The following is a 25,393-nucleotide window of genomic DNA, read 5'->3' as shown; positions in this document are numbered from 1 at the left end:
AGCATGATGACGGTGAAAGGCGCAATCAGCGCGTTGCGCAGCGCGTGCTTCATGACCACGCTTCTGAAACTCAGGCCCTTGAGGCGCGCGGTGCGGATATATTGCTGCGTCATCACCTCGACCATCGAGGCGCGCGTCATGCGCGCGATATAGCCGATGCCATAGATCGCCAGCGTGAGGACCGGCAGCGTGAAATTGTAGAAGGTGATGCCGTCGAAGGTAGCGCTAGCGGCGGAACCGTTGAACCAGCCGAGCCATGTCGCGAAGATGACGGTGAAGATGACGCCGGAAACATATTCGGGCGTCGCCGTCGAGGCGATGGAGGCCACCGACAACACCCGGTCGGTTCGCGAGCCTTCGCGCATTCCAGCCAATATGCCGATCAAGAGCGATACCGGCACCATAACCAGAAGCACAAAGAACATCAGGATGCCGGTGGCCTCGAGCGCCGGAAACAGCTTGGCGGAAACCGTGGTCCTGAACTTGGTCGAGCAACCGAAATCGCCCTCCAGCACGCCAGACAGCTTGGGCGTGAGCGATTCGTCGCAATAATTGAAACGCGGCTGCGCCTCGCCCGTCTCGCTTCGGCCGGGCTGTTTCGGCCACACCCCGATCCACTGCGCATATTGCTTCAGGAACGGCTCGCGGTAGCCATTGCGAACCAGCCAACTGTCGACCTCGACTTGGGTGGCGCGACTGTTGGTCTGCGCCAGGGCAAGCTTCTTCAGGTTGGGTTCGAGATTGACGAGATAGAAGACGACGAGCGTCAAGCAAATCATGGTGAAGACCATGGTCGCCATCCGCCGGGCTATGAACGATATCACCTAGGCCCCTCCTCGAGGCTTGGGGTTGAGTCGTTTGAACGCCGGGTCCGGTTGGGCCGCATATACGCTCTAAACTTGATGACCATCGAACTGAAGGCCGAATGCCGGTGTTCGGCTCGATGCTCTGCAAAATGTTCCCGTTATGGGGGAAGCCGCAAAGGCTCCCCCTATTTTCTTGGCCTGATAATATCAGGCGTTCGGATCGATCCAGGTCCGTTCGTAATTGTCTTCCATCGTGGGATGCATCGGGTTGTTCTTCACCTGCTTCGTCGAGTGGTTGAAGAGCGACAGCCAGAACGGCTGGATGATGACACCCGAATCCTGAAGGATTTGCTCGATTTCCTTCATGTTTTCCTTGCGCTTTTCCGGGTCGGCAATGGCGAGCGCTTCGTTCAGCTTCTTGTCGAATTCGGGATTCGCGTAAGCCGATTCATTCCAGGACGAGCCCGTCGTGTAGCCAAGTGACAGCACCTGAACGCCGAGCGGGCGCATGTTCCAGTTGGTGGTCGAATAAGGATATTTCGTCCAGTCATTCCAGAACGTCGCGCCTGGCAGCACGGTACGCTTGACCTTGAAACCGGCCTCTCGAAGCTGGGCCGCGATCGCATCGCCGGTGTTCTTGTGCCAGTCCTCGTCGACCGTGATCAGTTCGTGCTCGAAGTCCATCTGGCCGGCTTCGGTCATCAGTTTCTTGGCGCCTTCGATATCGCGGCTCTTCTTAGGAAGCTCGTAATATTCGGGATGGATCGGGCAGACGTGGTGGTTCTCGCCGACGGAGCCGTAATTGTTGTAGCCGAGTTGCAGCACGGTGGCGTTGTCGACAGCCATCTGCAGGGCGTTGCGCACCTTCTGGTCGTCGTAAGGCTTGTGGCCGATATTGGTGCGGCAGGTGATGGTGGTGGCTGTCTTGGATTCCGACTTCACCAGCCCCATGTCGTCGAGGATCGTCACATAATCCGCCATGGTCTGGTGGACAGTGTCGATCTCACGCGATTCAAAGGCGCTGACCGTCGCCGACGGGTCGGTGCCGTAGTCGATGAATTCGACGCCGTCGAGATGGGCCTCGCCACCCCACCATTTGCCGTTCTCGCGCCGCTTGACGACGACCCTCGAGCCGACATCGTAGGACACAAGCTCGAACGCCCCCGTCCCGATCGGGTTTTTAACGATATCGGAGCCGTCTTTCTCGTAATTCCGATGCAGGACGAGGCCCGGATAGTCGGCGAAATTGGGGATGATCGAAATGTCGGAGGTCGGCAGCTTCAGCTTGACGGTGTGATCGTCGACCTTGGTGATGGCGCCCTCGGCCGCCTTGCCGGTCTTGGCATCGACCATGCCGCCCATGCGGGCCGCCATGGAATTGCCTTCCGCCGCCTTGTCGCACCAGCGGATGAGGTTGAACATGACGTCGTCGGCGTTGAAGTCGTCGCCATTGTTCCACTTCACGTCCTTGCGCACATGCAGCGTGTATTCGGTGGCGTCGTCGTTCACGTCCCAGCTTTCGAGCAGCATCGGCTCGAAGGTGAATTGCGGCGTGTACTTGACCAGCGGCTCCAGGAAGGTGCGCGTGCAGTTGGCCAGTTCCGACCAGTCGTAGCTGCGCGGGTCCTTCTGCGCCTTGACCGGCATCGAGCAGCGCAGCACGCCGCCCTTGACCGGCGTTTCCTCGGCATGGGCAGGCGTCGGCGCGGCAAGGCCGATCATGCCATAGGCCATCGCGGTCGAGGCCCCCATGACGCTGGCGATGGCCAGGAATTCGCGACGGTCCATCTCACCCGCCTTGGCACTCTCGGCCAGCTTTTCGACCACGTCCGGAACACGATCGCCGTTACTCGTATACGATGTCATCAAACTCTCCCGTTGTTTGGCTTTCCGCCTTTTAGCATTCCGCATCCGGCAGCCGATGTCAAAAACCGCCGAACTTGAGAAGGTACGAAAATGTGCAACGCCATAGCCCACGCGGTTTGCGTGATTGCGACAAACTTGACGTAAAATTGCTATTGCCGACGGTTTCCTTACGAATCGCCTGCACAATTAAAGTGAGACAATCGCGTGTTCCGTCCTAGCAACGGCCAATGAGAGCCACGAACGCTGTCAGTATTCGTGCTCGTAGAAAATTCCGCCCTTGGCTTCGCCGGCATCGGAAGCCTCGCCGCGCAGCTTGATGCCCTTGCCGACATCGAGGTCGATACGCGCTTTTCCGGAACCCGGCTTCTCGCCCTTCTGAAGCGACAGATAGGTGCGGTCGTTCAGGTATTTGCCGGCGGTAACGGCGGTGCCGCCCTGTTCGTCGGTGATCACGTCGAGATCGTCGACGCCGAGTGCGTTGCGCAAGTTCTGCAACAGCGAGGTCGAGCCGCCGACGCCCGCCAATTGGCCCGCGGCTTCGGCCAGCTGGGCAATCTGCAACGGCGACAGGTTGGACATGGAGCGGCCGAATATGAGTTGCGCCAGCACCTCGTCCTCGGGCAGCGCCGGCACGGAGGAGAAGGTGAATTTCGGGTTGGTCGCCTCGCCGGACACCGTGATCGTCACCGTCGCATCGCTGGTGGTCGATTGCGCGGTGAGATTGATATACGGCACCAGCGATCCGGAGAAGGTGAGCGTGCCCTCCGTGAAAGTCAGGCGCTTGCCTAGAATTTCAAGCCGGCCGCGCCGCAAGGTGAAGGCTCCCACCGCCTGCGGCGACGAGGTCGGACCGGTCAGGCGAAGCGAGCCGCCCAGTTCGGCATCGACCCCCCTGCCCTGGATAAAGATCTGGCTCGGCGCATTGACCGTGATGTCGAGCATCAGCTTGCCGCCGCCGCCGCTGCCGGCGCTTGGCGGATGCAGCGCCTGTTCCTGTTCGCGCACGGCGGCCGGCGCGTTCTTGTGCTTGACGTCAAGCGCCGCCAGCGAGCCCGGCAATTTCTCCGGCACGGTAATCACCGTCTTGGCGAGATTGACGGTGCCGGCAATCACCGGAGCCGAAGCGAGCGGCCCTTTCACGGTCAGGTCGCCGCCGAGATTGGCGGTCACGACGCGGCCATCCGTATAGCGTCCATCGGTCAGCTTGATGGAAAGGTCGGCCGGAAAACCCTGCGCCGCATCCGTCCCGACGGTGCCGCTGACGGCCAGGCTGCCCCGCGTCGACAGAGTGCCGGTCAGCTTGTTGATACGAGCGACGCCGTCGACGATGGCGACATCGAGCGCGATGTCGTTAACGGCAAGGCCCGAACCGGCATCGATGAAACGCGCACCCGAAGACGTCACCGTGCCGCCAATCACCGGCTTGGTCGCCGGGCCGCGAACCTGCACATTGACGTTGGCGGTTCCTGTCAGCGACAGCCCTTGCTGGGCCAGCGTCTTCGCCAGGAAGGCAAACGGAACCGGGCCGGCAAAATCCAGGGCGAGTTGGGGCGTGCCGGCAAGCCCGACCGTACCGCCGCCCTTCAGCGCCAGGCCGGACCCTTCGCTGATGGTGGAATTGAAGGTCAGCTTCTTGGCCGCGAAACCGCCGGTGGCAACGACGCCGATGCCGCCGAATCCGGCGCCGCGCGTTTGCGAGGTCTGCACGCCGGAAGCGTCGAGGTCGAAGGCAACGGCCGGATCGGCGGGCGCGCCGGTCACCTTGACGCTGCCGGAAGCCAAACCGGCGGCATCGAGGCCGGGCGAGAACCCATTGGCCAGCGACAGCGGCACTTTCGCCAATGCGACATTGAGGTCGAGCGCCTGCCCGACCGTGCCCGAAACCGTAGCCGTGCCGCCTCCGAGGCTGAGCGCCAGCTTTTCGATGGTCGTGATACCATTGGCGATGGCGATGCTCGACGGCCCTGCTATCGCCGCCTTGATGCCACGCATCGCTGCCTCACCCGAGGCAAGCTCGATCACCGTCTTGCCGTCCGCGACTTTCACGCGGCCGGCGGCCTTGGCCGGAATGTCCTTGACCGTCGCTCTGCCGGAAAACCCGGTCCATTCTCCGTCGCGCTTCAGGTCGACGGCGATGCCGCTGATGACGGTGCCGCCGGAATTCACGCCATCGGCACGTATCTTGCCCGAAATCGCCGGCGCCTTGAGATAGTCGGCAACCAGCGCGTTGATGGAAACATTTTTTGCCGAAAGATCGCCGCGCGTGATCTTGGCCGTATTGGCGTCAATCATGACTTGCGGCGTGCCGCCTTCCTTCGAGAAGCGGATGGTGCCCTTGACGTCGCCTTCGGCCTTCTCCAGCGCCAGCGCCGCCAGCGGCCCGATATCCGGCAGGTCGAGCGAGACGGTGCCCTCGGGCACAAACGCTTCGTCCAGCGCCAGATCGCCCGAAATCTTGTTCGGCCCGAGCGACAGCGAAAGCCCTTTGATCGAACGCTGGCCGTTCGCCGTCGTCAGCGCGGCGCTGCCTGCCAGCACCTGCCCCGCCACATTGCCGGCCAGCGAAACGTTGGCGGCCGGATTTTCCATATCGGCCTTGGCGCCAGCGGAAAACTTCAGCCCGGTGATCTCGCGGTCCGCAACGACGAGCCGGTCGCTGGAAACGCTCAGCGAAACGTCCGGCATCGCCAGTGCGCCCTTGGCGGCAAGCGCGAAGCCGACCGCGCCTTTGGCCTGAGGCGACAGCAGCGAAATATCGGCAAGCCCGCCCTTCAGGTCGGCGGTAATTTCGCCATCGACCAGGCTGGCGTTGCCCTTAGCCGACACCGCGCCGGACGCCAGATCGAGAGAATTGGCGGTGACATTGCCGTTGGTGTCACGCTTCAGGGATACCGACAGTACGGTGCGCTCGCCAAGCATCGGCCGCGCGGCGGCAGGCAGCGCCACTGAGGCCGCATCGGCCTTGACGTTCAATTCGATGGAGCCGTCCGCAAGCGACACCTGTCCATCGAAAACGCCCTTCAGCGCATCGCTGACGATCGAGCCGCTGTCCACGGTAATCGTGTCTTTCGAGAGCGAGCCTGCGACCTTGGCAACGATCTTGCCGGCGATCAGCGGCGCAACCGTTGGATTGTCCAGCCCCAGCCTGTCGGCGCTGACCGTGCCCGAGATCGGCCCGGTGCGGCTTTCCACGTCAAAGACATCGGAATGCAGCGCAAGCTGGATATTGTCGACCTTGGTGATATTCGTGCTGACCTTGGCGAGCGACGCGGAAACGTCGATCGTCGGCGCGCGTCCTTCACCGAAAGCCCGAAGCGTCGCCGATTTCAGTTCGAGGTCGATCGGGCTTTCCTCACTGCCGAGCGACAGCGGCAAGGTCGGACCTGCCGACTTGAACTCGAGCGCGAAGTCGCTGGCTCCAGCCGGATTGATCGTGCCCTTTGCGGTTGCGCGCAAGGCGTCGCTGTTCACTTGCGCCTGCTCGATTTCGATGCCGCCCGTCTTCGTCGCGGTTCCGGCGACATCGAACATGACCTTGCCGGCCAGCAGCGGTTTCAGCCGCGCCGGTACAAAGCGTGAAAAATCGCCGTCGCCGCTGGCCTCGATGCGGTTGCCCTTGTCGGTCAACTGGTGCCGCCCCGAAAGCTGCGTGACGGCCTGGCCGTCCACCGAAAAACTGCCCTTGCCGTTCCAGTCGGCCAGCGGCCCATTGCCGGATATGGCAATGTCGACAGGCGGCGCGTCCGGCAGCTTCAAGAGGTTTGCGATGATGCCGCCCGCCGGCTCCGACGCTTTCACGTCGAGGTCGAGCTTATTGCCGGCCGGCGAAAAATGCACGGAGGCGTCGACCACGCCTTGCTTTCCGTCGCCGCGGGCGATGTTCAAAACGGCATCGATGTCCAGCGGCGAGGCTTCCGCATGGACCGAGCCCTTGGCCGCGAGTTCGGCAATCCCCGTTCCGGCAAGTGCTTGCCCGAGCGCTATTTCCGGCAGATCGATCCTGTCGATGTCGATGGATACCGGCAGCGTCGTCCCGCTGCTGTTTGTGGGTTCCGCATCCGGGTCGGACACCGGCAGCCGCGCCAGTTCGATGCGCCCAGCGGCCACGCGCTCGGCACTGAACCGCTTCGACAAAAGCGCCAGCGGCGACCAGTCGACGGCGACCTTGCGCAGCACCAGCCACGGCCCCTGGCTGTCTTCCAGCACGACATGATCGATGGTCAAATTGCCCGACCACAGGCCGTCGATGCCGCCGACCGTAAGCTTGCTGGTGTCCGAAGACGCCATGGTCGAGATCAGGCTGGCCAGATTGTCGCGCCCGCGTTCCGTCTTGGTCAAGACGACGAGCGCGCCGATGCCAGCGGCCACTATGACAAGCAGCGTATAGACGGCAATGCGCAGGATACGTTTGAACAACTTCATCAATCAGAAGGCCTGGCCGATGCCGGCATAGATGCCGAAGCGCGGGTCGCTTTCATCGCGGTTGAGCGGCACCGCCGCATCCACGCGCAACGGCCCGAACGGCGTTATGTAGCGCAGGCCGATGCCGGCGCCGACCTTCACATCCTTGAAATCCGGGAACTGTTCCACCGACACGGATCCTGCGTCCACGAAGGGTACGATGCCGATCGTGTCGGTGACCTGATAGCGCATCTCGACCGAGGTTTCGAACCAGGAAAGCCCGCCAATGGGCTGGCCGTCACTTGGTCCGCCGTGGACCTTCGGGCCGATGCCCTGGTAGGAATAGCCGCGCACCGAACCGCCGCCGCCTGCATAAAAGCGCCGGTCGGCCGGCACGTCCTGCAAGTCCGCGCCAACGATCGAGCCAAGCGCCACGCGTCCGGCCGCGATGAAGGTGCCGGCACTGTCGAGCGCCTGATAGGCCGAGCCTTCAGCCTTCAGTTTTACGAAGGTCGCGCCGTTGAGCAAATCATAGCTCGGCTCCACATAAGCCAACGCCCGGAACCCCTTGGTCGGATTCAGCTTGTTGTCGCGGTTGTCGAAGACATATTGCAGCGGGATAGAAGCGATCAGATAGGTGTGCTTGCCGAAACTGTCGGTGATTTTCGAGTAATCGAGCGACAGTTCCGCCGACACGGTCTGCTTGGCCGTAAGCTCATAGGAAACGCCAAAGCCGCCCTTGGTCGAAAACCGGTCATAGGCATCCGGGTGCTCATAGACGGTCTTGAGATCGGCGAAGAATTTCGAGGCCGGACCGATCACGCCCGGCTTCTCGAACATGATGCCGGCATTGTAGTTGAGCTGGCCGATGTCGTTGGAGCCGATACCGCTGATCGAACCGTCGATGCGCAGCTTTTCGGCGTGGCCGAACAAATTGCGATGGCCCCAATAGCCTTCGACGCCGAGCCCTTCGGTGTTGGACACCGTACCCCCGATGCCGAGATAGCGGAATTTGCGTTCGCTTACCTGCACGCCGATCGGGATGTTGCCGGCCGCGTCCAGTCTGTCGGCTTCCTTCAGCGTGACGCTGTTGAAAACCTCCAGTCCGAGCAGGCGGTCGCGCGCCTCGTCGATCTCCTTGGGCGAATATTGGCGGCCGGGCTTCAAGCCGGTCATGTAGGCGGTGAAGTCGCGGTCGACGGCTTCCGTCCCCTCCACCGTGGTTTCGCCATAACCGGCGACCGGCCCGGCTGAAACCGCCATGGTTACGTCCAGCGTCGAGGTCGCGTGGTCGGCGACAATCTCGCGGCCCGTCACCTGGGCAAGCGGCCTGCCCTCTTCCTTCAACGCCCGCACGATCCTGGCCTCGGCCTTGAGCACGGCGCCCGAACTCGCATCGCCACCGGAAATCAGGCCGTAATCGGCTCCCATAAGCCCGGCGGCATCGCCCTCGAGGTGGATATTGCCCAGCGTGAATTTCGGCCCCGGCTGGACGGTGATGCTGACGGGAACAGGCTGGGACCCGGAAAATTCGGCGTCCGGCGGCAAATCCTCCAGCTTCCTGCCGGCGATGGCGATATCGACGACGCCTTCGTAATACGCATTGGCATAAAGGGCGGCGACCAGTTGTTCGCGGTCGCCTCTCGCCTTGGTCATCAATCCGAGCGATCCGGCGACCGGGCGTTCCTCGTCGTTCTTCAAGGCAGAGGCGTTTTCAAGCGCCTTTTGCAGATCCTTGTCCGCGCCCGGCGCATCGACGGTAACCGAATAGCGCAGCGGATCGACGATTTCGGCATCTTCCTTGTCGGAGGCCGAATCCCACAGTTTTAAGCCAAACAGTTCGAAGGCCGCGCTTGGCCGGCTATCGGCCACAACGAATGTCGAGCCCAGCAGCGCGCAAAACAGAGCACGCGAAAGCGGGCGGTGGTGCACCGCGCCTCGCTTTGCCTGTCCGCTTCTCATTTGCATTGCCAGACCCTAACGGCAAAACCTAAAATTGAAATGAAAGTCTGAACTGCCCGTAAAGGAGCCGCATTCCAATTGTCCTAAAGTGCCGGGGGTTGAAACTCACACATTCTTGCAGACCTGCAAGAAAACGTGACCCATCCCTTGAGGCAGGGTAGGCGTAGCGGCCAACGGCCGTAAAGGAAAGTGCGGGCATGCCGGCTGCACCAGCCCGCCTGTGTTGACAAGCGCGGTTATATTGACAAGCGCGGCTGAAGCCTGAACATGGATCGGCAACGACTGGAGGGGTATCATGGCAATTCGTGCGGCTCGTTGGTTCTCGGTTCTTGCCCTGCTGCTGCTAGGCTTTGCGGGGATCGCCCAGGCCGCCGAAGTCCGGCGCATCGTCACCACGGAAAACTCCGACTATTTCGGTTTCGATCTCCGATCCTCGCAAAACGTCACCCTCGACCAGTGCAAGACCGAGTGCCTCGGCGACACTTCCTGCCGCGCCTTCACCTATAACAACAAGGCGAAATGGTGCTTCCTCAAGTCCGATTTCAACGGCCTTAAACCCTTCAACGGCGCTACCGCCGGCAAGGTGGTTTCGCTGGACACGGACCCTGATATCGGTGCCCCGCCGGCGCTTTCGTTTTTCCCCGCATGGATGGCCGAACAGGCGCAGCAATACCGCAACACCCTGACCGGCCCCGGCTACGACAAGCCTCTCGACGGCCTGAGCGCGTTGCGTGACGCGGCCGAGCAGGCAGCGCTTACCGGCGATCACCGCACCGCCATGCAGAAATACGAGGCGGCGGCCTCCGTCATGCCGGCAGACGGCATGGTCTGGCTGGAACTGGCGCGCGAAACGCTGGCCGTTGCGCCCGCGAACAGTTCCGATTCCTCCACGCTCGCCGCCAACGCCACCTCCGCCGCCTTCAACGCCTACGGACTGCTGCGCACCACCAACACGCGCGCGGACGCGCTTTCGGTTCTGGCGCAAGGCCTGGACAGGCGCGACCTCTACCGGCCGGCGCTGCAAGCCTATGAAGCAAGCCTGTCGCTCGTCAGTTCGCAGGCCATGCTCGCCGCCTATAACGACCTCAAGGCGCGCAAAGGCTTCCGCATCGTCGATCATTCGGTCGATGCCGACACCAGCGCGCCGCGCATCTGCGCGCAATTCTCCGAGGAACTGGTCAAGACCAGCATCGACTATGCTCAGTTCGTCACCGTCGACGGCGCGGCCCCCAAGGGCATCGAGGCCAAGGAGAAGCAGATCTGCGTCGAGGGCCTCGAGCATGGGCATCACTACGACGTCGCCTTCCGCGCCGGCCTGCCGGCGGCCATCGGCGAGGTCATCGCCGCGCCTACGGTGCTGTCGATCTACGTGCAGGACCGCGCTCCTTCCGCTCGCTTCACTGGCGACAGTTTCGTTTTGCCGGCCGGCGCGCGCCGTGGCATCCCGCTCGTCAGCGTCAACATGAACGCCGCCCGGATGAAGCTGTTCCGCATCGGCGACCGCGCCCTCGCCCAGCTTCTGTCCGGCTACCAGTTCCTGCGCCAGCTCGACGGCTACGATATGGACTCGATTTCCAGCCAGATGGGCGCGCCGGTCTGGGAAGGCCAGTTGGACATTGCCGGCGAACTCAACAAGGAAGTCACCACCTCGTTTCCCGTGGACGAAGCGCTGCCGCAGCGCAAGCCCGGCGTCTACGTGCTGACCGCGCAGCCGCTGAACGACCGCAGCGAGAGCTACGATTCGCGCGCCACGCAATGGTTCGTCGTCTCCGATATCGGCCTCACCACCTATACCGGCCAGGACGGCCTCAATGTCTTCGCCCGCTCGCTTTCCACAGCCAAGCCGATTGCCGGCGCGGAACTGACGCTGCTGGCCAAGAACAATGAAATCCTCGGCACCGCGACGACCGACGCTGACGGCCGCGTCACCTTCAATCCCGGCCTGACGCGGGGCGAAGGCGGGCAGGTTCCGGCTGTGCTGATGGCCAAGCAGGGCGATCAGGATTTCGTCTTCCTCGACATGAGCCGTGCCGGCTTCGACCTGTCCGACCGTGGCGTCGAAGGCCGCGCCGCACCCGGCGCGCTCGACGTCTATGCGTGGACCGAGCGCGGCATCTACCGGGTCGGCGAGACCGTGCATATAGCTGCCCTTGCCCGCGATGCATCGGCAACGGCCGTCGAAAAACTGCCGCTGACCTTCATCTTCACCCGCCCCGACGGCGTCGAGGACCGCCGCATCGTCAGCGACGGCGTCTCCGCCGGCGGCCACGCCGTCGACCTGCCGCTTGCCGCCAACGCCATGCGCGGCACCTGGACAGTAGCACTCTATACCGATCCCAAGCAGCCTGCCGTCGCCAGCCAGATGTTCCTGGTGGACGATTTCGTGCCGGACCGCATCGAATTCGATCTCACCTCCGACAAAAAAGAAATGGCGCAGGGCGAGACGGCCAACGTCACCGTCGATGGCCGCTTTCTCTACGGCGCGCCCGCTGCCGGGCTGGCGCTGGAAGGCGAACTGACGCTGTCCACCACGCGCGACTGGCCCCGCTACAAGGGCTTTGCCTTCGGCCTCGCCGACGAACAGGCGGCCGAAGCAACGGTCACGCCCTTTGCCGACCTGCCGGTGGTTGGCGATGACGGCAAGGCGAGCTTCCCCGTTTCCGTCGACCAGCTTCCCTCCACAACCAAGCTGGTCAACGCCAAGGTCACGGTGCGCATGCGCGAGAGCGGCGGCCGCGCCGTCGAACGCTCGCTCGACATCGGCATCCGCCCGCAAGGCCAGATGATCGGTATCCGCACGGATTTTTCCGGCGATGAAGTCCCGCAGGGCGGCACCGCCAAATTCAGCCTGATCGCCGTCGACCAGAATGGCGACCGCGAGGCGCTGAAGGGCGCGAACTGGTCGCTGGTCAAGGTCGAGCGCAATTATCAATGGTATCGCAGCGGCGGTTCCTGGCGCTACGAGGCGGTGGAGTTCACCAAGGCCGCGGCCAACGGCGCGATAGATATCGGCGCTGATGGCGATGCAACGGTGTCGCTGCCGGTCGACTGGGGCCGCTACCGGCTGGAAGTCGAAACGGCCGACCCCGAAGGTCCCGCCACCAGCTATGAGTTCGACGCCGGCTGGTATGTCAGCGCCTCCTCGACCGAAACGCCGGACGGACTGGAAATCGCACTCGACAAGGACAGCTACACGGCCGGCGACGTCGCCAAGCTGAAAATATCGCCGCATTTTTCCGGCGAACTGCTGGTCGCCATCGGCGCCGACAAGCTGCTGAAGACCATAACCGCCACCGTCCCCGAAGGCGGCGCGACCATCGACGTGCCGGTGGGCGAGGACTGGGGTGCCGGCGCTTATGTCACCGCCACGCTCTACCGGCCGGGCGACGCGCAGGAATCGCGCATGCCGACGCGCGCCATCGGCGTCAAATGGCTGAAGGTCGATCCGGCCGACAAGAAACTGGCGGTAACGCTTTCGCCGCCGGAAAAGACAGTGCCGAGGCAGACCCTGTCCGTTCCGGTCGCGGTCGCCGGCGTCCAGCCGGGCACGCAGGCCTATGTGACGGTCGCGGCCGTCGATGTCGGCATCCTCAACCTCACCAACTACAAGGCTCCCGACCCGGAAAACTGGTTCTTCGGCCAGCGCATGTTGGGGCTTGAATTGCGCGACCTCTACGGCCTTTTGATCGACGGATCGCTCGGCACCACCGGCAAGCTGCGCACCGGCGGCGACGGCGCCAACATGCAGGCGCAGGGCGAGCCGCCGACCGAAAAGCTGGTCGCCTTCTTCTCCGGCGTGGTGGAATTCGACGCCGAGGGCAAGGCGATTGTCGATTTCGACATCCCGCAATTCAACGGCACAGTTCGCTTAATGGCCGTCGCCTGGACCAGGGATGCGGTCGGTCACGCCGTGTCCGACGTGATCGTGCGCGATCCCGTCGTCATCACCACCGGCTTGCCGCGCTTCCTGGCTCCCGGCGATGCCGCCACCATGCGGCTCGATGTCGCCAATACGGATGGACCGGACGGCGACTACGCGCTCGCAATCGACTCGACCGGCGGCCTTTCCATCGGCGACGACGGCGTCCCGGCAAAGCTGTCGCTGGCCGGCGGCAAGCGCCAATCCATCACCGTGCCGCTGATCGCGGTCACGGCGGGCGACGCCTCGATCACCGTCAGGCTCGCCAACGATAGCGGCACCAGCGTCGAGCAGACGCTAGTTCTGCCGATCCGGCCGGCGCAACTGCCGGTCACCACGCGCATGATCGTCGACCTGAAGCCCAATGGCGGCGCGCTGCGCATCGACAGGGAATTGCTGGCGGCAAGCCTGCTGGACGGTGCGTCCGTCAGCGTCGGCGTTTCGCAGGCCGCCGCCTTCGACGTGCCCTCGCTTCTGATGACGCTCGACCGCTATCCCTATGGCTGCTCGGAGCAGACGACCAGCCGCGCCTTGCCGCTGCTTTACCTCAACGAAATGGCGGCCGGCGTAGGCATGGCCGAGGATGCCGACGTCGCCAAGCGCATTCAGGACGCCATCTACAAGGTGCTGAACAACCAGGGCTCCAGCGGCAGTTTTGGCATGTGGGGACCGGGCGAAGGCGATCTGTGGCTGGACTCCTACGTCGCCGACTTCATGACGCGGGCACGCGAACAGAAATACGACGTGCCCGAAAGCGCCATGAACCGGTCGCTCGCCAATCTCCAGAACGCACTCGGCTACGATCAGGACGTCAAGAGCCGCGGCAGCGCCATCGCCTACGCGCTCTATGTGCTGGCCCGCAACAAGAAAGCCTCCATCGGCGATCTGCGCTACTATGCCGATACCAAGCTTGAAGATTTTTCGAGCCCGATGGCGGTGGCGCAACTGGGCGCGGCGCTTGCGCTTTACGGCGACACCCAGCGCTCGGAATCGACTTTCAATGCAGCGCTGCGGCTGGCGCAGGCATCGACCGACTATGACTGGTATCGCTCCGACTACGGCTCGGCATTGCGCGATGGCGCAGCCATGCTGTCGCTGGCCGCCGAAACCAGGCCGGTGCCGGCCATCGTTCCCCAACTGGTCAAGCTGGTCACCAAGGAGCGCGCGCAAAAGCGCTGGACCAGCACGCAGGACGAAGCCTGGATGCTTCTGGCGGCGCGCGCGTTGAAATCGGGCAATGATTCGATCGCGCTGACCGTCAACGGCGCGCCGCATAGCGGCGCCTATTCGAGCGAGATCGCCGGCAGCGATCTGGTCGAAAGCCCGCTGACCATCGCCAATACCGGCAAGACCGCCCTGCAGGCGGTCGTCACCACGATTGCCGCACCCGCGCAGCCGCTACCGGCCGGCGGCGACGGCTTTACCATCGCGCGCACCTACTACACGCTCGACGGCAACGAGGCCAACGTCACCGAAGCCACCCAGAACGAGCGCTACGTGGTCGTGCTCAAGGTCGATGAATTGAATAGTTGGCCGTCGCGCCTGCTGGTCACCGACCTGTTGCCGGCCGGCTTCGAGATCGACAATCCAAGCCTGGTTTCCAGCGCGCAACTGTCGAATTTCTCATGGCTGGCGCAAACCGAGACGGCGCATCTCGAATTCCGCAACGACCGTTTCGTGGCGGCCTTCGATCCAAATGGCAGCGGCAGCAACCGTTCGATCATGCTGGCCTATGTCGTGCGCGCGGTGACGCCCGGCGTCTACGCGCATCCGGCAGCGGTGGTCGAGGACATGTACCGTCCGCAATTTTCGGCCCGCACTTCTACTGGCATGATGGAGGTGAAGGAGCCGTAGGGGCAAGGACCATGCGCTTCATTACCCAGGCCAAGCGCCTACCTCTCCCTAATTGTAAGGCAGGTCGATGACCCACCTTCGCAAATTCGCCATGGGCATCGCAGCAACCGCCGCCTGCTTCGCGCTCGCAATCCTCGCTCTCCTCCAACTCGACCGCGCCTTCCCGCCTCCTTTACCCGATAAACCCCTCGTCTCCGCTGAAGTGCTCGACCGCGACGGCGAACTCCTGCGCGCCTTCACCACGCCGGACGGCTACTGGCGGCTGAAGACCGGCCTCGATCAGGTCGACAAGGGCTTCATCGACATGCTCGTCGCCTATGAAGACAAGCGCTTCTGGGACCATCGCGGCATCGACGTGCTGGCGCTTGGCCGCGCGGCCATCCAGCTCGCCACCAGCTTCCACATCGTTTCCGGCGGCTCGACGCTGTCGATGCAACTGGCTCGGCTGATCGAGCCACGCGCCAGCCGCAGCGTCGCCTCCAAGATCAAGCAGATGTTGCGCGCGCTCCAGATCGAGCGCCGGCTTTCCAAGCGTGAAATCCTCGAACGCTACCTGACGCTCGCACCTTATGGCGGCAATCTGGAAGGCGTGCGCGCCGCCTCGCTCGCCTATTTCGGCAAGGAGCCGAAGCGGCTGACCGTTTCGGAATCGGCCCTTCTCGTGGCACTGCCGCAACTGCCGGAAAGACGGCGGCCCGACCGCAACCGAGAAGGCGCTCACGCCGCGCGCGACCGGGTGCTTGCGCGCATGGTTTCAAGCGGCCAGCTTGGCGAGCGCGAAGCCGCGCGCGCCGCCCTCGACGTCGTCCCAAAGACGCGTCGCGCCCTGCCCGCGCTGGCACCGCATGCTGCTTATGCCGCCTTGCGCAACGTAGGCAATGGCGCGCCGTCAAAGCTCACGATCAAAAAGAGCGTGCAGCAGGGTCTGGAGACGGTGGCAAGGCAGGCCGCCAGAAGGCTCGGGCCCAAACTCTCCATCGCCATGGTGATGGCCGATGCCCGCACCGGCGACATTCTGGGCGAAGTGGGTTCCGCCGACTTTTTCGACGCCAGCCGCTCCGGCTGGATAGACATGACAAAGATTCTGCGTTCGCCCGGCTCGACGCTGAAACCGTTCATCTACGGCCTGGCCTTCGAGCAGGGGCTGATCGCCCAGGAAACCCTGATCAGCGACAGCCCGGTCGATTTCTCCGGCTATCGACCGAAGAATTTCGACATGGCCTATCAGGGCGACGTGTCGATACGCCAGGCGCTGCAATTGTCGCTCAACGTGCCGGCCATCCGGGTGCTCGACGCGGTCGGCCCGGCCCGGCTGATGGCGCGCTTCCGGCAATCGGGCGTCACCCCGACCCTGCCGGTCAACGAAGCGCCGGGGCTGGCGATCGGCCTCGGCGGCGTCGGCATCACGCTGCGCGATCTGGTCCAGCTCTATACGGGGCTGGCCAATGGCGGCAAGGCGCACGGCTTGCGCGACGGCACCGAGGCAACACCCGTTACCGCCTCCGCCGCCACCATCCTCGACGCTTCGGCCAATTGGCAGATTGGCAATATTTTATCGGGCGTCCGGCCGCCGGAAGGCGCTTTGCCGCGCGCCATCGCCTACAAGACCGGCACCTCCTACGGCTATCGCGACGCATGGTCGGTCGGCTTCGACGGCCGCTACGTGCTGGGCGTCTGGGTCGGACGGCCGGATGCCGGCGCGGTGCCGGGCCTTTCCGGCTATGTCTCCGCCGCCCCCATCCTGTTCGAAGGTTTCGTGCGCTCGGGGCTTGCGGCGGTTGCGCTGCCGCCCCGCCCGGCCGGCGTGTTCAACCCCAAGCGCGATGAACTGCCGGTGACGCAGGTGCGGTTTGGAACCGACCGGCAGGCCGCTGCCGGCCCGACCGAACCAGCACCCCGCATCGTCTTTCCGCCGGAAGGCGCGCATGTCGATCTCGGCACCGCGACCGCCGGCGCGACCCCGCTGGTGCTGAAGCTGCAAGGCGGGCGCGCGCCCTTCCGCTGGCTCGCCAACGGCAAGCCGCTGGCCGGCATCGACCGCCGCCGCACGGCCATTTGGCAACCGGACGGCGCCGGCTATTCGACGCTGACCGTCATCGATGCCGCCGGGCGCGCGGCCAGCGTCAAGGTGTTCGTTGAATAAACCGCTGTAGGCGATTCCACCCGTTGGCCTTTTGCGATTTCACCTCGAAATTTACGGCAACGTTCCCATCTCCTTGAGAGGCTTTCTCGGGTTCGCTGCGCCGCTTCGGCTACGCTGCAAATGGGGTGCGCGCTGCCCCGCATGAGCACAGTTTTCCCCGACAAGGCCTCGAAGCACTGGAAAAATTGCCGAAAGGACGGTGAAAACGCAACGGCTGCACGCATCCAATCTCTATCAAATCAGTAGAGTTATGGCGTCTTCAACGGAGTCCGAAAATGACCAACCCTCATTTCAAGACGCTGCCCCGGTTCAACACTCTGCCCGGCTTCAACACGCTACTTGCCGCTCTGGTTGCCTCTTCCGTCCAGTTCGGCACGCTCGGTTTTGCGTTCGCCGACACCACCATCCTCAACGTGTCCTACGATCCGACACGCGAACTCTACAAGGCCTATGACGCGGCATTCGCCGCCCACTGGAAGGCCGAAACCGGCGAGACGGTCACGATCCAGCAATCGCATGGCGGTTCCGGCGCGCAGGCCCGCGCCGTGATCGACGGACTGGATGCCGATGTCGTGACGCTGGCGCTCGAAAGCGACATCAACGCGATTGCCGACAAATCGAAGAAGATCGCCCCCGACTGGCGCCAGAAATTCGCAAACAATTCAGCACCCTACACCTCGACCATCATCTTCCTTGTCCGCAAGGGCAACCCCAAGGGCATCCACGACTGGAACGACCTGACCAAGGACGGCCTCCAGGTCATCACGCCCAATCCGAAGACCTCCGGCGGCGCACGCTGGAATTATCTCGCCGCCTGGGCCTACGCCAATGCGCATGACGGCGGCGACGAGGCCAAGAACAAGGAATTCATCGGCAAGCTCTATGCCAACGTGCCGGTGCTGGACACCGGCGCGCGCGGCTCGACCGTCACCTTCGCGCAAAAGGGCCTGGGCGACGTGCTGCTCGCCTGGGAAAACGAAGCCTTCCTTGCCCTGGACGAATTCGGCCAGGACAATTTCGACATCGTCTATCCCTCCTTGTCGATCCTGGCCGAGCCGCCGGTGGCGGTGGTCGACGCCAATGTCGACGCCAGAGGAACGCGCAAGGCCGCCGAGGCCTATCTGGGCTACCTCTACTCCAAGGAAGCCCAGACGATCATCGCCAAGAACCACTACCGGCCCTTTGAGCCCGATCTCGTCGACCCGGCCGACCTCACCTGGCGGAAAGACCTCAAGCTCATCACCATCGACGATCCGCTTTTTGGCGGATGGAAGAAGGCCCAGCCCTATCACTTCGGCGACGGCGGCATATTCGACCAGGTCTACAAGCCTGCCCAATAGGCAGGAAACAGGCGTACCAACATAAAAACAGGGACGATATGACCACGGTTCCCGCACCAGCGGGGTGGCGATTCAGGAAGCCGAGCGTCATTCCAGGTTTTGGATTGACGCTCGGCCTCTCGCTTGCCTACCTCACCCTCATCATCCTCATCCCCCTGTCGGGGCTGGTATGGCGTTCGGCCGCTCTTGGCTGGGCTGATTTCTGGGCCATCGCCACCAACACACGCACCTTGAACTCGCTGAAGATCAGCTTCGGCACGGCGCTGATCGCGGCCATCGTCAACGTCATCTTCGGCACCGTCGTCGCCTGGGTGCTGGTGCGCTACAGCTTTCCCGGACGGCGCGTCATCGACGCCATGGTCGACCTGCCCTTCGCTTTGCCGACAGCCGTCGCCGGCATCGCGCTGACCACGCTCTATGCGCCGAATGGCTGGCTTGGTTCGCTGCTCACCCCACTTGGCATCAAGGTCGCCTATACGCCGCTCGGCATCGTCATAGCACTCGTCTTCATCGGCCTGCCTTTCGTCGTTCGCACGGTGCAGCCGATCATGGAGGAGATCGACAAGGAGGTCGAAGAAGCCGCAGCAACCCTTGGCGCCAGCCGCTTCCAGACCATCACCCGCGTGCTGTTTCCGGGCCTGGCGCCCGCCATCCTCACCGGTTTCGCGCTCGCCTTCGCGCGCGGTGTCGGCGAATACGGCTCGGTCATCTTCATCGCCGGCAATTTGCCCAACGTGTCGGAGATCACGCCGCTGCTCATCGTCATCCGGCTGGAAGAATTCAACTATCCCGCCGCCACCGCCATCGCCGCGATCATGCTGCTCATCTCTTTCGCCATGCTGCTCGTCGTCAACCTCCTGCAGGCGTGGAGCCGCAAGCGCTATGGCTGATCCCGTCCTCTTTGCCGCCAACCCACAACCGGAAGCCTCCTCCGGCATCACCGAAACGCGGCTTTCGCGCTACGGGCTGATGGCCATCGCCTTCGTCTTCCTCGGCATCTTCCTGATGCTGCCGCTGGTGCTGGTCTTCGTCCAGGCCTTTGCCAAAGGGGGGGCATTCTTCTTCTCGGTGCTGGGCGAGCCCGACACGATTTCGGCCATCAAGCTTACCCTCATCGTGGCGGCCATTGCCGTGCCGCTGAACCTCGTCTTCGGCGTCGCCATGGCCTGGGCCATCGCCAAGTTCGAATTCAAGGGCAAGGCGTTCCTGACCACTTTGGTCGACCTGCCCTTTTCCGTCTCGCCGGTCATTTCCGGCCTTATCTATGTGCTCCTGTTCGGGGCGCAAAGCCTGCTCGGGCCGTGGCTGAAGGCGCATGGCATCACCATCCTGTTCGCCGTGCCCGGTATCGTGCTCGCCACCGTCTTCGTCACCTTCCCCTTCGTCGCGCGCGAACTAATCCCGCTGATGCAGGAGCAGGGAACCAAGGACGAAGAAGCCGCGATCTCGCTCGGCGCAAACGGCTGGCAGACCTTCTGGTACGTCACGCTGCCCAACATCAAATGGGGCCTGCTCTACGGCGTGCTTCTATGCAACGCGCGCGCCATGGGCGAATTCGGCGCGGTGTCGGTCGTCTCGGGCCACATTCGCGGCCAGACCAACACCATGCCGCTGCATGTCGAAATTCTCTACAACGACTACAACGCCGCCGGCGCTTTTGCCGTCGCCTCCCTGCTGGCCGGGCTGGCGCTGGTGACGCTGGCGCTGAAAACCGTGCTTGAAATGCGCTACGGCGCCGAAATCGCCGCAACGCGCGGTCATTGAAAGGTCATTTTAATGGATGTCCGCGTTGCCAATGTGCGCAAGGAATTCGATACGTTCGCGGCCCTGCATGACGTTTCGCTCGACATCAAGTCCGGCGAACTGATCGCGCTGCTGGGGCCGTCCGGGTCGGGCAAGACCACGCTGCTGCGCCTGATCGCCGGCCTGGAGCAACCCACCGTCGGCAAGATCTTTTTCGGTGACGATGATGCCTCGGAGCGCACGATCCGCGAGCGCAACGTCGGTTTCGTCTTCCAGCATTACGCGCTGTTCCGGCACATGACGGTCGCCGACAATGTCGGCTTCGGCCTCAAGGTCAGGCCCGGCGCGACACGGCCAACGAAGGAGGAAATTCGCCGCCGCTCCTCCGAACTGCTCGACCTGGTGCAACTCTCCGGTCTCGAAAAACGCTATCCGGCGCAGCTTTCCGGCGGGCAGCGGCAGCGCGTGGCGCTGGCCCGCGCCATGGCGATCGAACCGAAAGTGCTGCTGCTCGACGAGCCGTTCGGCGCGCTCGATGCGCAGGTGCGGCGCGAACTTCGCCGCTGGCTGCGCGAAATTCACGACGCCACCGGCCACACCACCGTCTTCGTCACGCACGACCAGGAGGAGGCGCTGGAACTCGCCGACCGTGTCGTCGTCATGAGCCAGGGCAGCATCGAGCAGGTCGGCACGGCCGACGAAGTCTACGACACGCCGAACTCGCCCTTCGTCTACGGCTTCATCGGCGAGTCCAGTTCGCTTCCGGTCAAGGTCGAGGACGACCAGCTCTGGGTCGCGGACCGCCCCATCGGCCTGCCGGCCCAAGGCGCACCTTCTGGCCCGGCGACGCTCTACTTCCGCCCGCACGACGTCGAATTGCTGGACGGCTGCTCGGGCTGCATCGCCGGCACGGTCGCCGCCAGCCGCCGGGTCGCCGGCACGAGGCGCGTGGAACTGGAAATCGGCGGCCACCGCCAGCGCGTCGAAATCGAACTGCCCGTCGACCATCCGGCCGCGCAGAAGAGCCGCGTGGCCTTCCGGCCGCGCAAATGGAAGGTTTTCCCGGAAAATCCCGGCCCGCATGCTCACTAAAAAAGGCAAATACGGCCTGAAGGCCCTGGTGCACCTTTCGGGCCTTCCCAGCGGTCAGTTGGCGTTCGTCAACGACATTGCCGTGACCAACCACATTCCGAAAAAATTCCTCGACGCCATTCTGGGCGAATTGCGCAATGCCGGCTTTGTGCAAAGCCGCAAGGGCAAGGGTGGCGGCTACCGCCTCGCGCGCCCGGCCACGGAGATCAGGATCGGCCATGTCATCCGCGTTCTCGACGGCCCGCTTGCGCCCATCCCCTGCGCCAGCCAGACGCAATACCAGCGCTGCGAGGATTGCGACGAGGCCACATGCCGGGTCCGGCACATGATGCTGGAGGTTCGCCATGCGATTGCCGAAGTGCTCGACAACCGCAGCCTGGCGGCGTTGCGGGACGCCGACAACGACGATTACCCGCTCGAGACAACCTCACATTTGTAGGTCGGGCCGTTCACGGAGTGGCGGTGGCGATGGCGGCGCGCCGTGCCGACCAAAGCACGAACACCATGACCGAGACATTCAAGAGGTTCCAGCCGATGCCGTTGAGGAACGCGGCGGCGTAGGAGCCGGTCAAATCGTATATCCAGCCCGACATCCAGCCGCCGATCGCCATGCCCAGGATGGTCGCCATGATGACGATGCCGACGCGCTGCCCGGCCTCCGCGGCGGGCATGTATTCACGTACGATCACCGCATAGCAGGGCACGATGCCGCCCTGCGACAATCCGAAAATCGCAGATACGACGTAGAGCGAGGCAAGTCCGTCGAACGGAATGTAGAAAAGCAGCGCCAGCCCTTGCAGCACCGAGCCGATCAGCAGCGTCTTGATGCCGCCGATACGGTCGGCGAGAAAGCCGGAACCGATGCGGCTGACGATGCCCGCAGCCATCATGATCGAAAGTATATCGGCGCCGCGCGCCACGCCATAACCGAGGTCCATGCAATAGGCGACGATATGCACCTGCGGCATCGACATCGCCACGCAGCAGCCAAGACCCGCTATCACGAGCAGGATCTGCAGCGCCGCCGGCGACAATGAAATCGGCTGAATTTTCCGGCCGCCCTGCCTGTCTGCAAGCGCTTCGCGCGGCGGCTGGCGCCGCAACATCAGCGTCAGCGGCACCATCGTCACGATGCAGACAACGCCGATAGCCGCGTAGGTAAAGCGCCAGCCCTCGGCGGCCATCACGCCGGGCATGATTGCCGGCCACAGCGCGCCGGCAATGTAGCTTCCAACGGCGGCGCAGGATACGGCGACGCCCCGCCGACGGTCGAACCAGTGCGACAGATCGGCAATCAACGGGCCGAAAGTCGCAGCCGTCCCGACGCCGATGACAAGACCCTGAACCAGGGAAAACTGCAGGATTGAGCTGGTAAACGAGGCAAGGATGAAACCGACGCCAAGCACGACAGAGGTGGCCAGCGCCGGAACCCAGTAGCCCATGCGGTCGATGGCGCGCCCGATGACGACATTGCCGGCGGCGAAGCCGAGCATTGTTGCGGTGTACGGCAACGACGCGTCCGCGCGGTCGACGCCGAATTCCGCCTGTACGGTGGGCATCACCACCACCACCGCCCACATGCCGACACCGCCCAGCGTGCCGAGAAGCACGCTGATGGCGAGCCGCATCCAGGCATAGGCGCCGTCAATATCGGCATTGGTGCCAATTGGCGTGCTTAGCCTCAAGCGCGTACTCCTCGCGATCCCATCCCGCGCAAGATGCAACCTTACAAGCTCGCCGCGGCTTGGTCAGCGCCAGTGCCCGTCGCCTATGGAACCACAGGAAGCGCACGGCCTCGAAAAGACGCCAGTCTGGCTCAGCCGGGCGAGCGGCCTATGATCGCGTCCGTATTGGCCAGAAGCTTACGCACCGCGCGGCGTGCGGCCTCCGGCTTTTTCGTGCGGATGCTTTTCTCGATCGTCTCGTGCAGTACCTGCGCATGCTGGAGATCGTCGCCTTCACGCGTCACGTAGCGGAACAGATGATCGAACGCCGATTCGATCAGCACGCCGAGCGGCACCAGAAGATCGTTGCCGGCAGCGCGCAGGATGGCAAGGTGAAAGCGCGTGTCGGCGCGGGTGCGGTCCTCCAGCGTGACAGCCGCCCCCATTTCCCGGCAGGCCCGGCTGATCTCTTCCATCTGCTCGTCGGTACGGCGCAGCGCCGCGAAAGCGGTCGCCTCCGGTTCGATGAGGTGGCGGAATTCCTGCACCGTCCGCAAAAAGGCCTCGCGGTCGGGAGAGGTCGCGTACCAGGCGAGCACGTCGCGATCGAGCAGGTTCCAGCGCTCCCTGGGTTCCACCCGGCTGCCGATCTTGGGGCGCGACACCAAAAGGCTTTTGGCCATCAGCATCTTGATCGCCTCGCGCACCGCCGAGCGGCTGACATTGAAGATCTGCGACCATTGCGCCTCGTTCGGCAGGACGCTGCCGGGCGGATAGTCGCCGCGCACGATGCGCAAGCCGATCTCGTTGGCGACCGAGGCATGCACGCTCGACCCGACATCGCGCGATCTGACTTTTCTGGGTTTTCCGTCTGACATGCTGCCCCTTCGCCTGCACGTCGGCGACGCTACATGCCCGCGTCGTCGAAAGCGACCCCAAAGGGCCCCTTGCGAACGCTTAGGCCCGGGTTATCTCTTCAAGATACCAATCGATATAGCGCAGTTCGTTGTACTCCATCGGCGCGATCGGGCCGGGCACGAAATAATGCGAGCGCACGCCACGCGCCGTGTGCTCGATGATCTTTTTGTCTTCCGCCGTGGTGACCTTCCAGAGCCAGGTGAGCTTTTCGAGATCGTAGTCCTGGCCCTCGACGGCATCGCCCTTGACCAGCCAGATCAGTTCCATTTCGCAACTGTTCGCCCCCTTGGGGATGAAGCGGTAGATCATGCCATGATCGGGGTAGCAGACGAGGAACGTCGTCCCGCCCAGATGGATGGAGGTGACGCCGCCGTCCGATTGCGTGAAGCGGCCCATCAGCGGCGCCAGCAGCGTACCGTCCTCGCTGCCGCTTTCGACGCCGTCATAAAGCGCATAGCGGAACGTATCGATGGCCTCTTGGCCCCCGGCGGAATTCTGCCAGCGATTGCCGCTGGCGATGCTGACGCCGAGCGCGCAGGTGCGCTCTTCCATCGCCGCGTTGAGCTGCTCGATCATCTCCTTCGGCTTTTCCAGCGCATGCGTCTGCGAATATTCGGGGTGCGCCGGACCGCAATGATAGCATTCGACATAGTTCTCCACGGCCAGCTTCCAGTTGGCGTCGAAGGCATACATTTCCCGGTGCGCGACCTTGGCTTCGCCCCAGCCATACTGGCCGCAGCTGGTGCGCAGGGATTGCTCGATCGGGTCGAAGTCGAGCGGTGTTTCGGCAAACGAGATGAACACCAGGCCGGACGCAACGCGCACATGCAGCTTCTTCAAGCCGTGCTCCGAGCGGTCGAAATCCTTGGGCATCAGCCGCGCGGCGCGCAAACTACCGTCGTTTGAATAGGTCCAGGCATGGTAAGGGCACACGAACATCTTCGCGTTGCCCTTCTGCTTGGTGCAGACTTCCGCGCCGCGATGGCGGCACACGTTCAGCATGGCATGCACCGCACCGTCCTGAGCGCGCGTCAGGATCACCGCCTCATCGCCGAGATTGAACAATTCGAAGTCGCCCGGATTGGGTATGACGCTTTCATGCGCCAGACAGTGCCAATGGCGGCGGAACACGCGCTCCATGTCGCGTTCGAAGATGGCGGGGTCGTGATAGAATGCCCGCACAAGGCCGTAGCCTGGCCGGCGCTCGGCCACCAGACGGTCGATGGCATCGGCTTCAGTGGCGGCTTGCTGGAGAGGAACTACACTCATGGCAACGTCCTTGTCACACTTGATAGCACCTGGCATTTCGCCAATTTTCCGGCTGCAGCGCCCGCATAGCCGTCTCGCCCAATAGACCCGCAAATGCCAGCCTGTGAATGAGCCAGCGCCGGCTGAGGACTGCGGCACCGCCTGACAGATTATCGCCGCCTTTTCGGCGCGCTCTCGCGAAAGCGACGCGTTTCCGGCGCAAACGCGGCAGCACATGACTTTCGCCGGCAAGCTGGCACAAGCATTGGCGCCGCTAAACGAAAGAGGAAACCGGTTTCGGAGGTAAGAGATGCGGAAAACGATGACCCATGGCTCAAGCAAACGAATATGAAAATTCGCCTAGTGCGTTTTCCGAATAATTTCGGTTACGTATCATAGCCAGCATGTGCGAACATGTTTTCGCATTCCTTTGGTGT

General features: G+C 63.4%; 14 protein-coding genes. 7 read left to right on the top strand and 7 right to left on the bottom strand.

The window, feature by feature from the left end; translation table 11 throughout:
* The 4 genes from ACX3P1_RS25340 to ACX3P1_RS25325 all read right to left on the bottom strand — a co-directional run.
* The coding region (locus tag ACX3P1_RS25340) for an ABC transporter permease (RefSeq protein ID WP_459082338.1) at window positions 1–824 on the bottom strand (824 nt) is incomplete at its 3' end.
* A 189-nt stretch (window positions 825–1,013) separates the two neighbouring features.
* Window positions 1,014–2,672: an ABC transporter substrate-binding protein gene (locus ACX3P1_RS25335; protein ID WP_459082337.1), complete on the bottom strand. Its 1,659-nt coding sequence runs from the start codon at window positions 2,670–2,672 to the stop codon at window positions 1,014–1,016.
* 246 nt (window positions 2,673–2,918) lie between these two features.
* Window positions 2,919–7,094 (bottom strand): translocation/assembly module TamB domain-containing protein, encoded by a 4,176-nt coding sequence (locus tag ACX3P1_RS25330; protein ID WP_459082336.1) that lies wholly within the window; start codon window positions 7,092–7,094, stop codon window positions 2,919–2,921.
* Between the two features lie 3 nt (window positions 7,095–7,097).
* The gene (locus ACX3P1_RS25325; RefSeq protein WP_459082335.1) at window positions 7,098–9,035 is read right to left on the bottom strand and encodes an autotransporter assembly complex protein TamA; all 1,938 of its coding nucleotides are present in this window, start codon (window positions 9,033–9,035) and stop codon (window positions 7,098–7,100) included.
* Window positions 9,036–9,330: 295 nt separating this feature from the next.
* Here ACX3P1_RS25325 and ACX3P1_RS25320 point away from each other — a divergent pair, with 295 nt between their 5' ends.
* From ACX3P1_RS25320 to ACX3P1_RS25290, 7 genes are all read left to right on the top strand, one after another.
* Window positions 9,331–14,808 carry an alpha-2-macroglobulin family protein gene (locus ACX3P1_RS25320; RefSeq protein WP_459082334.1) on the top strand — a complete coding sequence of 1,826 codons (5,478 nt, stop codon included), beginning with the start codon at window positions 9,331–9,333 and terminating at the stop codon, window positions 14,806–14,808.
* A 67-nt stretch (window positions 14,809–14,875) separates the two neighbouring features.
* Window positions 14,876–16,951: a penicillin-binding protein 1C gene (pbpC, locus tag ACX3P1_RS25315; protein ID WP_459082333.1), complete on the top strand. Its 2,076-nt coding sequence runs from the start codon at window positions 14,876–14,878 to the stop codon at window positions 16,949–16,951.
* A 275-nt stretch (window positions 16,952–17,226) separates the two neighbouring features.
* Window positions 17,227–18,291 carry a sulfate ABC transporter substrate-binding protein gene (locus ACX3P1_RS25310; RefSeq protein WP_459082332.1) on the top strand — a complete coding sequence of 355 codons (1,065 nt, stop codon included), beginning with the start codon at window positions 17,227–17,229 and terminating at the stop codon, window positions 18,289–18,291.
* Window positions 18,292–18,329: 38 nt separating this feature from the next.
* A complete protein-coding gene (cysT, locus tag ACX3P1_RS25305) occupies window positions 18,330–19,181 on the top strand; it encodes a sulfate ABC transporter permease subunit CysT (RefSeq protein WP_459082331.1) in 852 nt (283 codons plus the stop codon).
* The gene (cysW, locus tag ACX3P1_RS25300) at window positions 19,174–20,055 is read left to right on the top strand and encodes a sulfate ABC transporter permease subunit CysW (protein WP_459082330.1); all 882 of its coding nucleotides are present in this window, start codon (window positions 19,174–19,176) and stop codon (window positions 20,053–20,055) included. The genes cysT and cysW overlap by 8 nt, the downstream gene beginning before the upstream one ends.
* 12 nt (window positions 20,056–20,067) lie before the next feature.
* Window positions 20,068–21,126 carry a sulfate/molybdate ABC transporter ATP-binding protein gene (locus ACX3P1_RS25295; protein WP_459082329.1) on the top strand — a complete coding sequence of 353 codons (1,059 nt, stop codon included), beginning with the start codon at window positions 20,068–20,070 and terminating at the stop codon, window positions 21,124–21,126.
* Window positions 21,116–21,565 carry an RrF2 family transcriptional regulator gene (locus ACX3P1_RS25290; protein WP_459082328.1) on the top strand — a complete coding sequence of 150 codons (450 nt, stop codon included), beginning with the start codon at window positions 21,116–21,118 and terminating at the stop codon, window positions 21,563–21,565. The genes ACX3P1_RS25295 and ACX3P1_RS25290 overlap by 11 nt, the downstream gene beginning before the upstream one ends.
* Window positions 21,566–21,575: 10 nt before the next feature.
* Here ACX3P1_RS25290 and ACX3P1_RS25285 read toward each other — a convergent pair whose 3' ends face one another.
* From ACX3P1_RS25285 to ACX3P1_RS25275, 3 genes are all read right to left on the bottom strand, one after another.
* Window positions 21,576–22,754, bottom strand: coding sequence for an MFS transporter (locus ACX3P1_RS25285; protein WP_459082339.1), 1,179 nt, complete (start codon window positions 22,752–22,754; stop codon window positions 21,576–21,578).
* A gap of 188 nt (window positions 22,755–22,942) precedes the next feature.
* Window positions 22,943–23,668 (bottom strand): FadR/GntR family transcriptional regulator, encoded by a 726-nt coding sequence (locus tag ACX3P1_RS25280; protein WP_459082327.1) that lies wholly within the window; start codon window positions 23,666–23,668, stop codon window positions 22,943–22,945.
* A gap of 79 nt (window positions 23,669–23,747) precedes the next feature.
* Window positions 23,748–24,977 carry an aromatic ring-hydroxylating oxygenase subunit alpha gene (locus ACX3P1_RS25275; protein ID WP_459082326.1) on the bottom strand — a complete coding sequence of 410 codons (1,230 nt, stop codon included), beginning with the start codon at window positions 24,975–24,977 and terminating at the stop codon, window positions 23,748–23,750.
* Window positions 24,978–25,393 lie beyond the last annotated feature (416 nt).

This window comes from Mesorhizobium sp. A623, assembly GCF_054489405.1.
This window is presented reverse-complemented; position numbering and strand designations above follow the sequence as displayed.

Excerpts from the sequence above, each read along its gene's own strand:
- ACX3P1_RS25325 (WP_459082335.1), bottom strand. The coding sequence starts at position 9,035 with ATGAGAAGCGGACAGGCAAAGCGAGGCGCGGTGCACCACCGCCCGCTT.
- cysW (WP_459082330.1), top strand. The coding sequence starts at position 19,174 with ATGGCTGATCCCGTCCTCTTTGCCGCCAACCCACAACCGGAAGCCTCC.
- ACX3P1_RS25285 (WP_459082339.1), bottom strand. The coding sequence starts at position 22,754 with ATGCGGCTCGCCATCAGCGTGCTTCTCGGCACGCTGGGCGGTGTCGGC.
- ACX3P1_RS25320 (WP_459082334.1), top strand. The coding sequence starts at position 9,331 with ATGGCAATTCGTGCGGCTCGTTGGTTCTCGGTTCTTGCCCTGCTGCTG.
- ACX3P1_RS25290 (WP_459082328.1), top strand. The coding sequence starts at position 21,116 with ATGCTCACTAAAAAAGGCAAATACGGCCTGAAGGCCCTGGTGCACCTT.
- pbpC (WP_459082333.1), top strand. The coding sequence starts at position 14,876 with ATGACCCACCTTCGCAAATTCGCCATGGGCATCGCAGCAACCGCCGCC.
- ACX3P1_RS25310 (WP_459082332.1), top strand. The coding sequence starts at position 17,227 with ATGACCAACCCTCATTTCAAGACGCTGCCCCGGTTCAACACTCTGCCC.
- cysT (WP_459082331.1), top strand. The coding sequence starts at position 18,330 with ATGACCACGGTTCCCGCACCAGCGGGGTGGCGATTCAGGAAGCCGAGC.
- ACX3P1_RS25280 (WP_459082327.1), bottom strand. The coding sequence starts at position 23,668 with ATGTCAGACGGAAAACCCAGAAAAGTCAGATCGCGCGATGTCGGGTCG.
- ACX3P1_RS25330 (WP_459082336.1), bottom strand. The coding sequence starts at position 7,094 with ATGAAGTTGTTCAAACGTATCCTGCGCATTGCCGTCTATACGCTGCTT.
- ACX3P1_RS25335 (WP_459082337.1), bottom strand. The coding sequence starts at position 2,672 with ATGACATCGTATACGAGTAACGGCGATCGTGTTCCGGACGTGGTCGAA.
- ACX3P1_RS25295 (WP_459082329.1), top strand. The coding sequence starts at position 20,068 with ATGGATGTCCGCGTTGCCAATGTGCGCAAGGAATTCGATACGTTCGCG.
- ACX3P1_RS25275 (WP_459082326.1), bottom strand. The coding sequence starts at position 24,977 with ATGAGTGTAGTTCCTCTCCAGCAAGCCGCCACTGAAGCCGATGCCATC.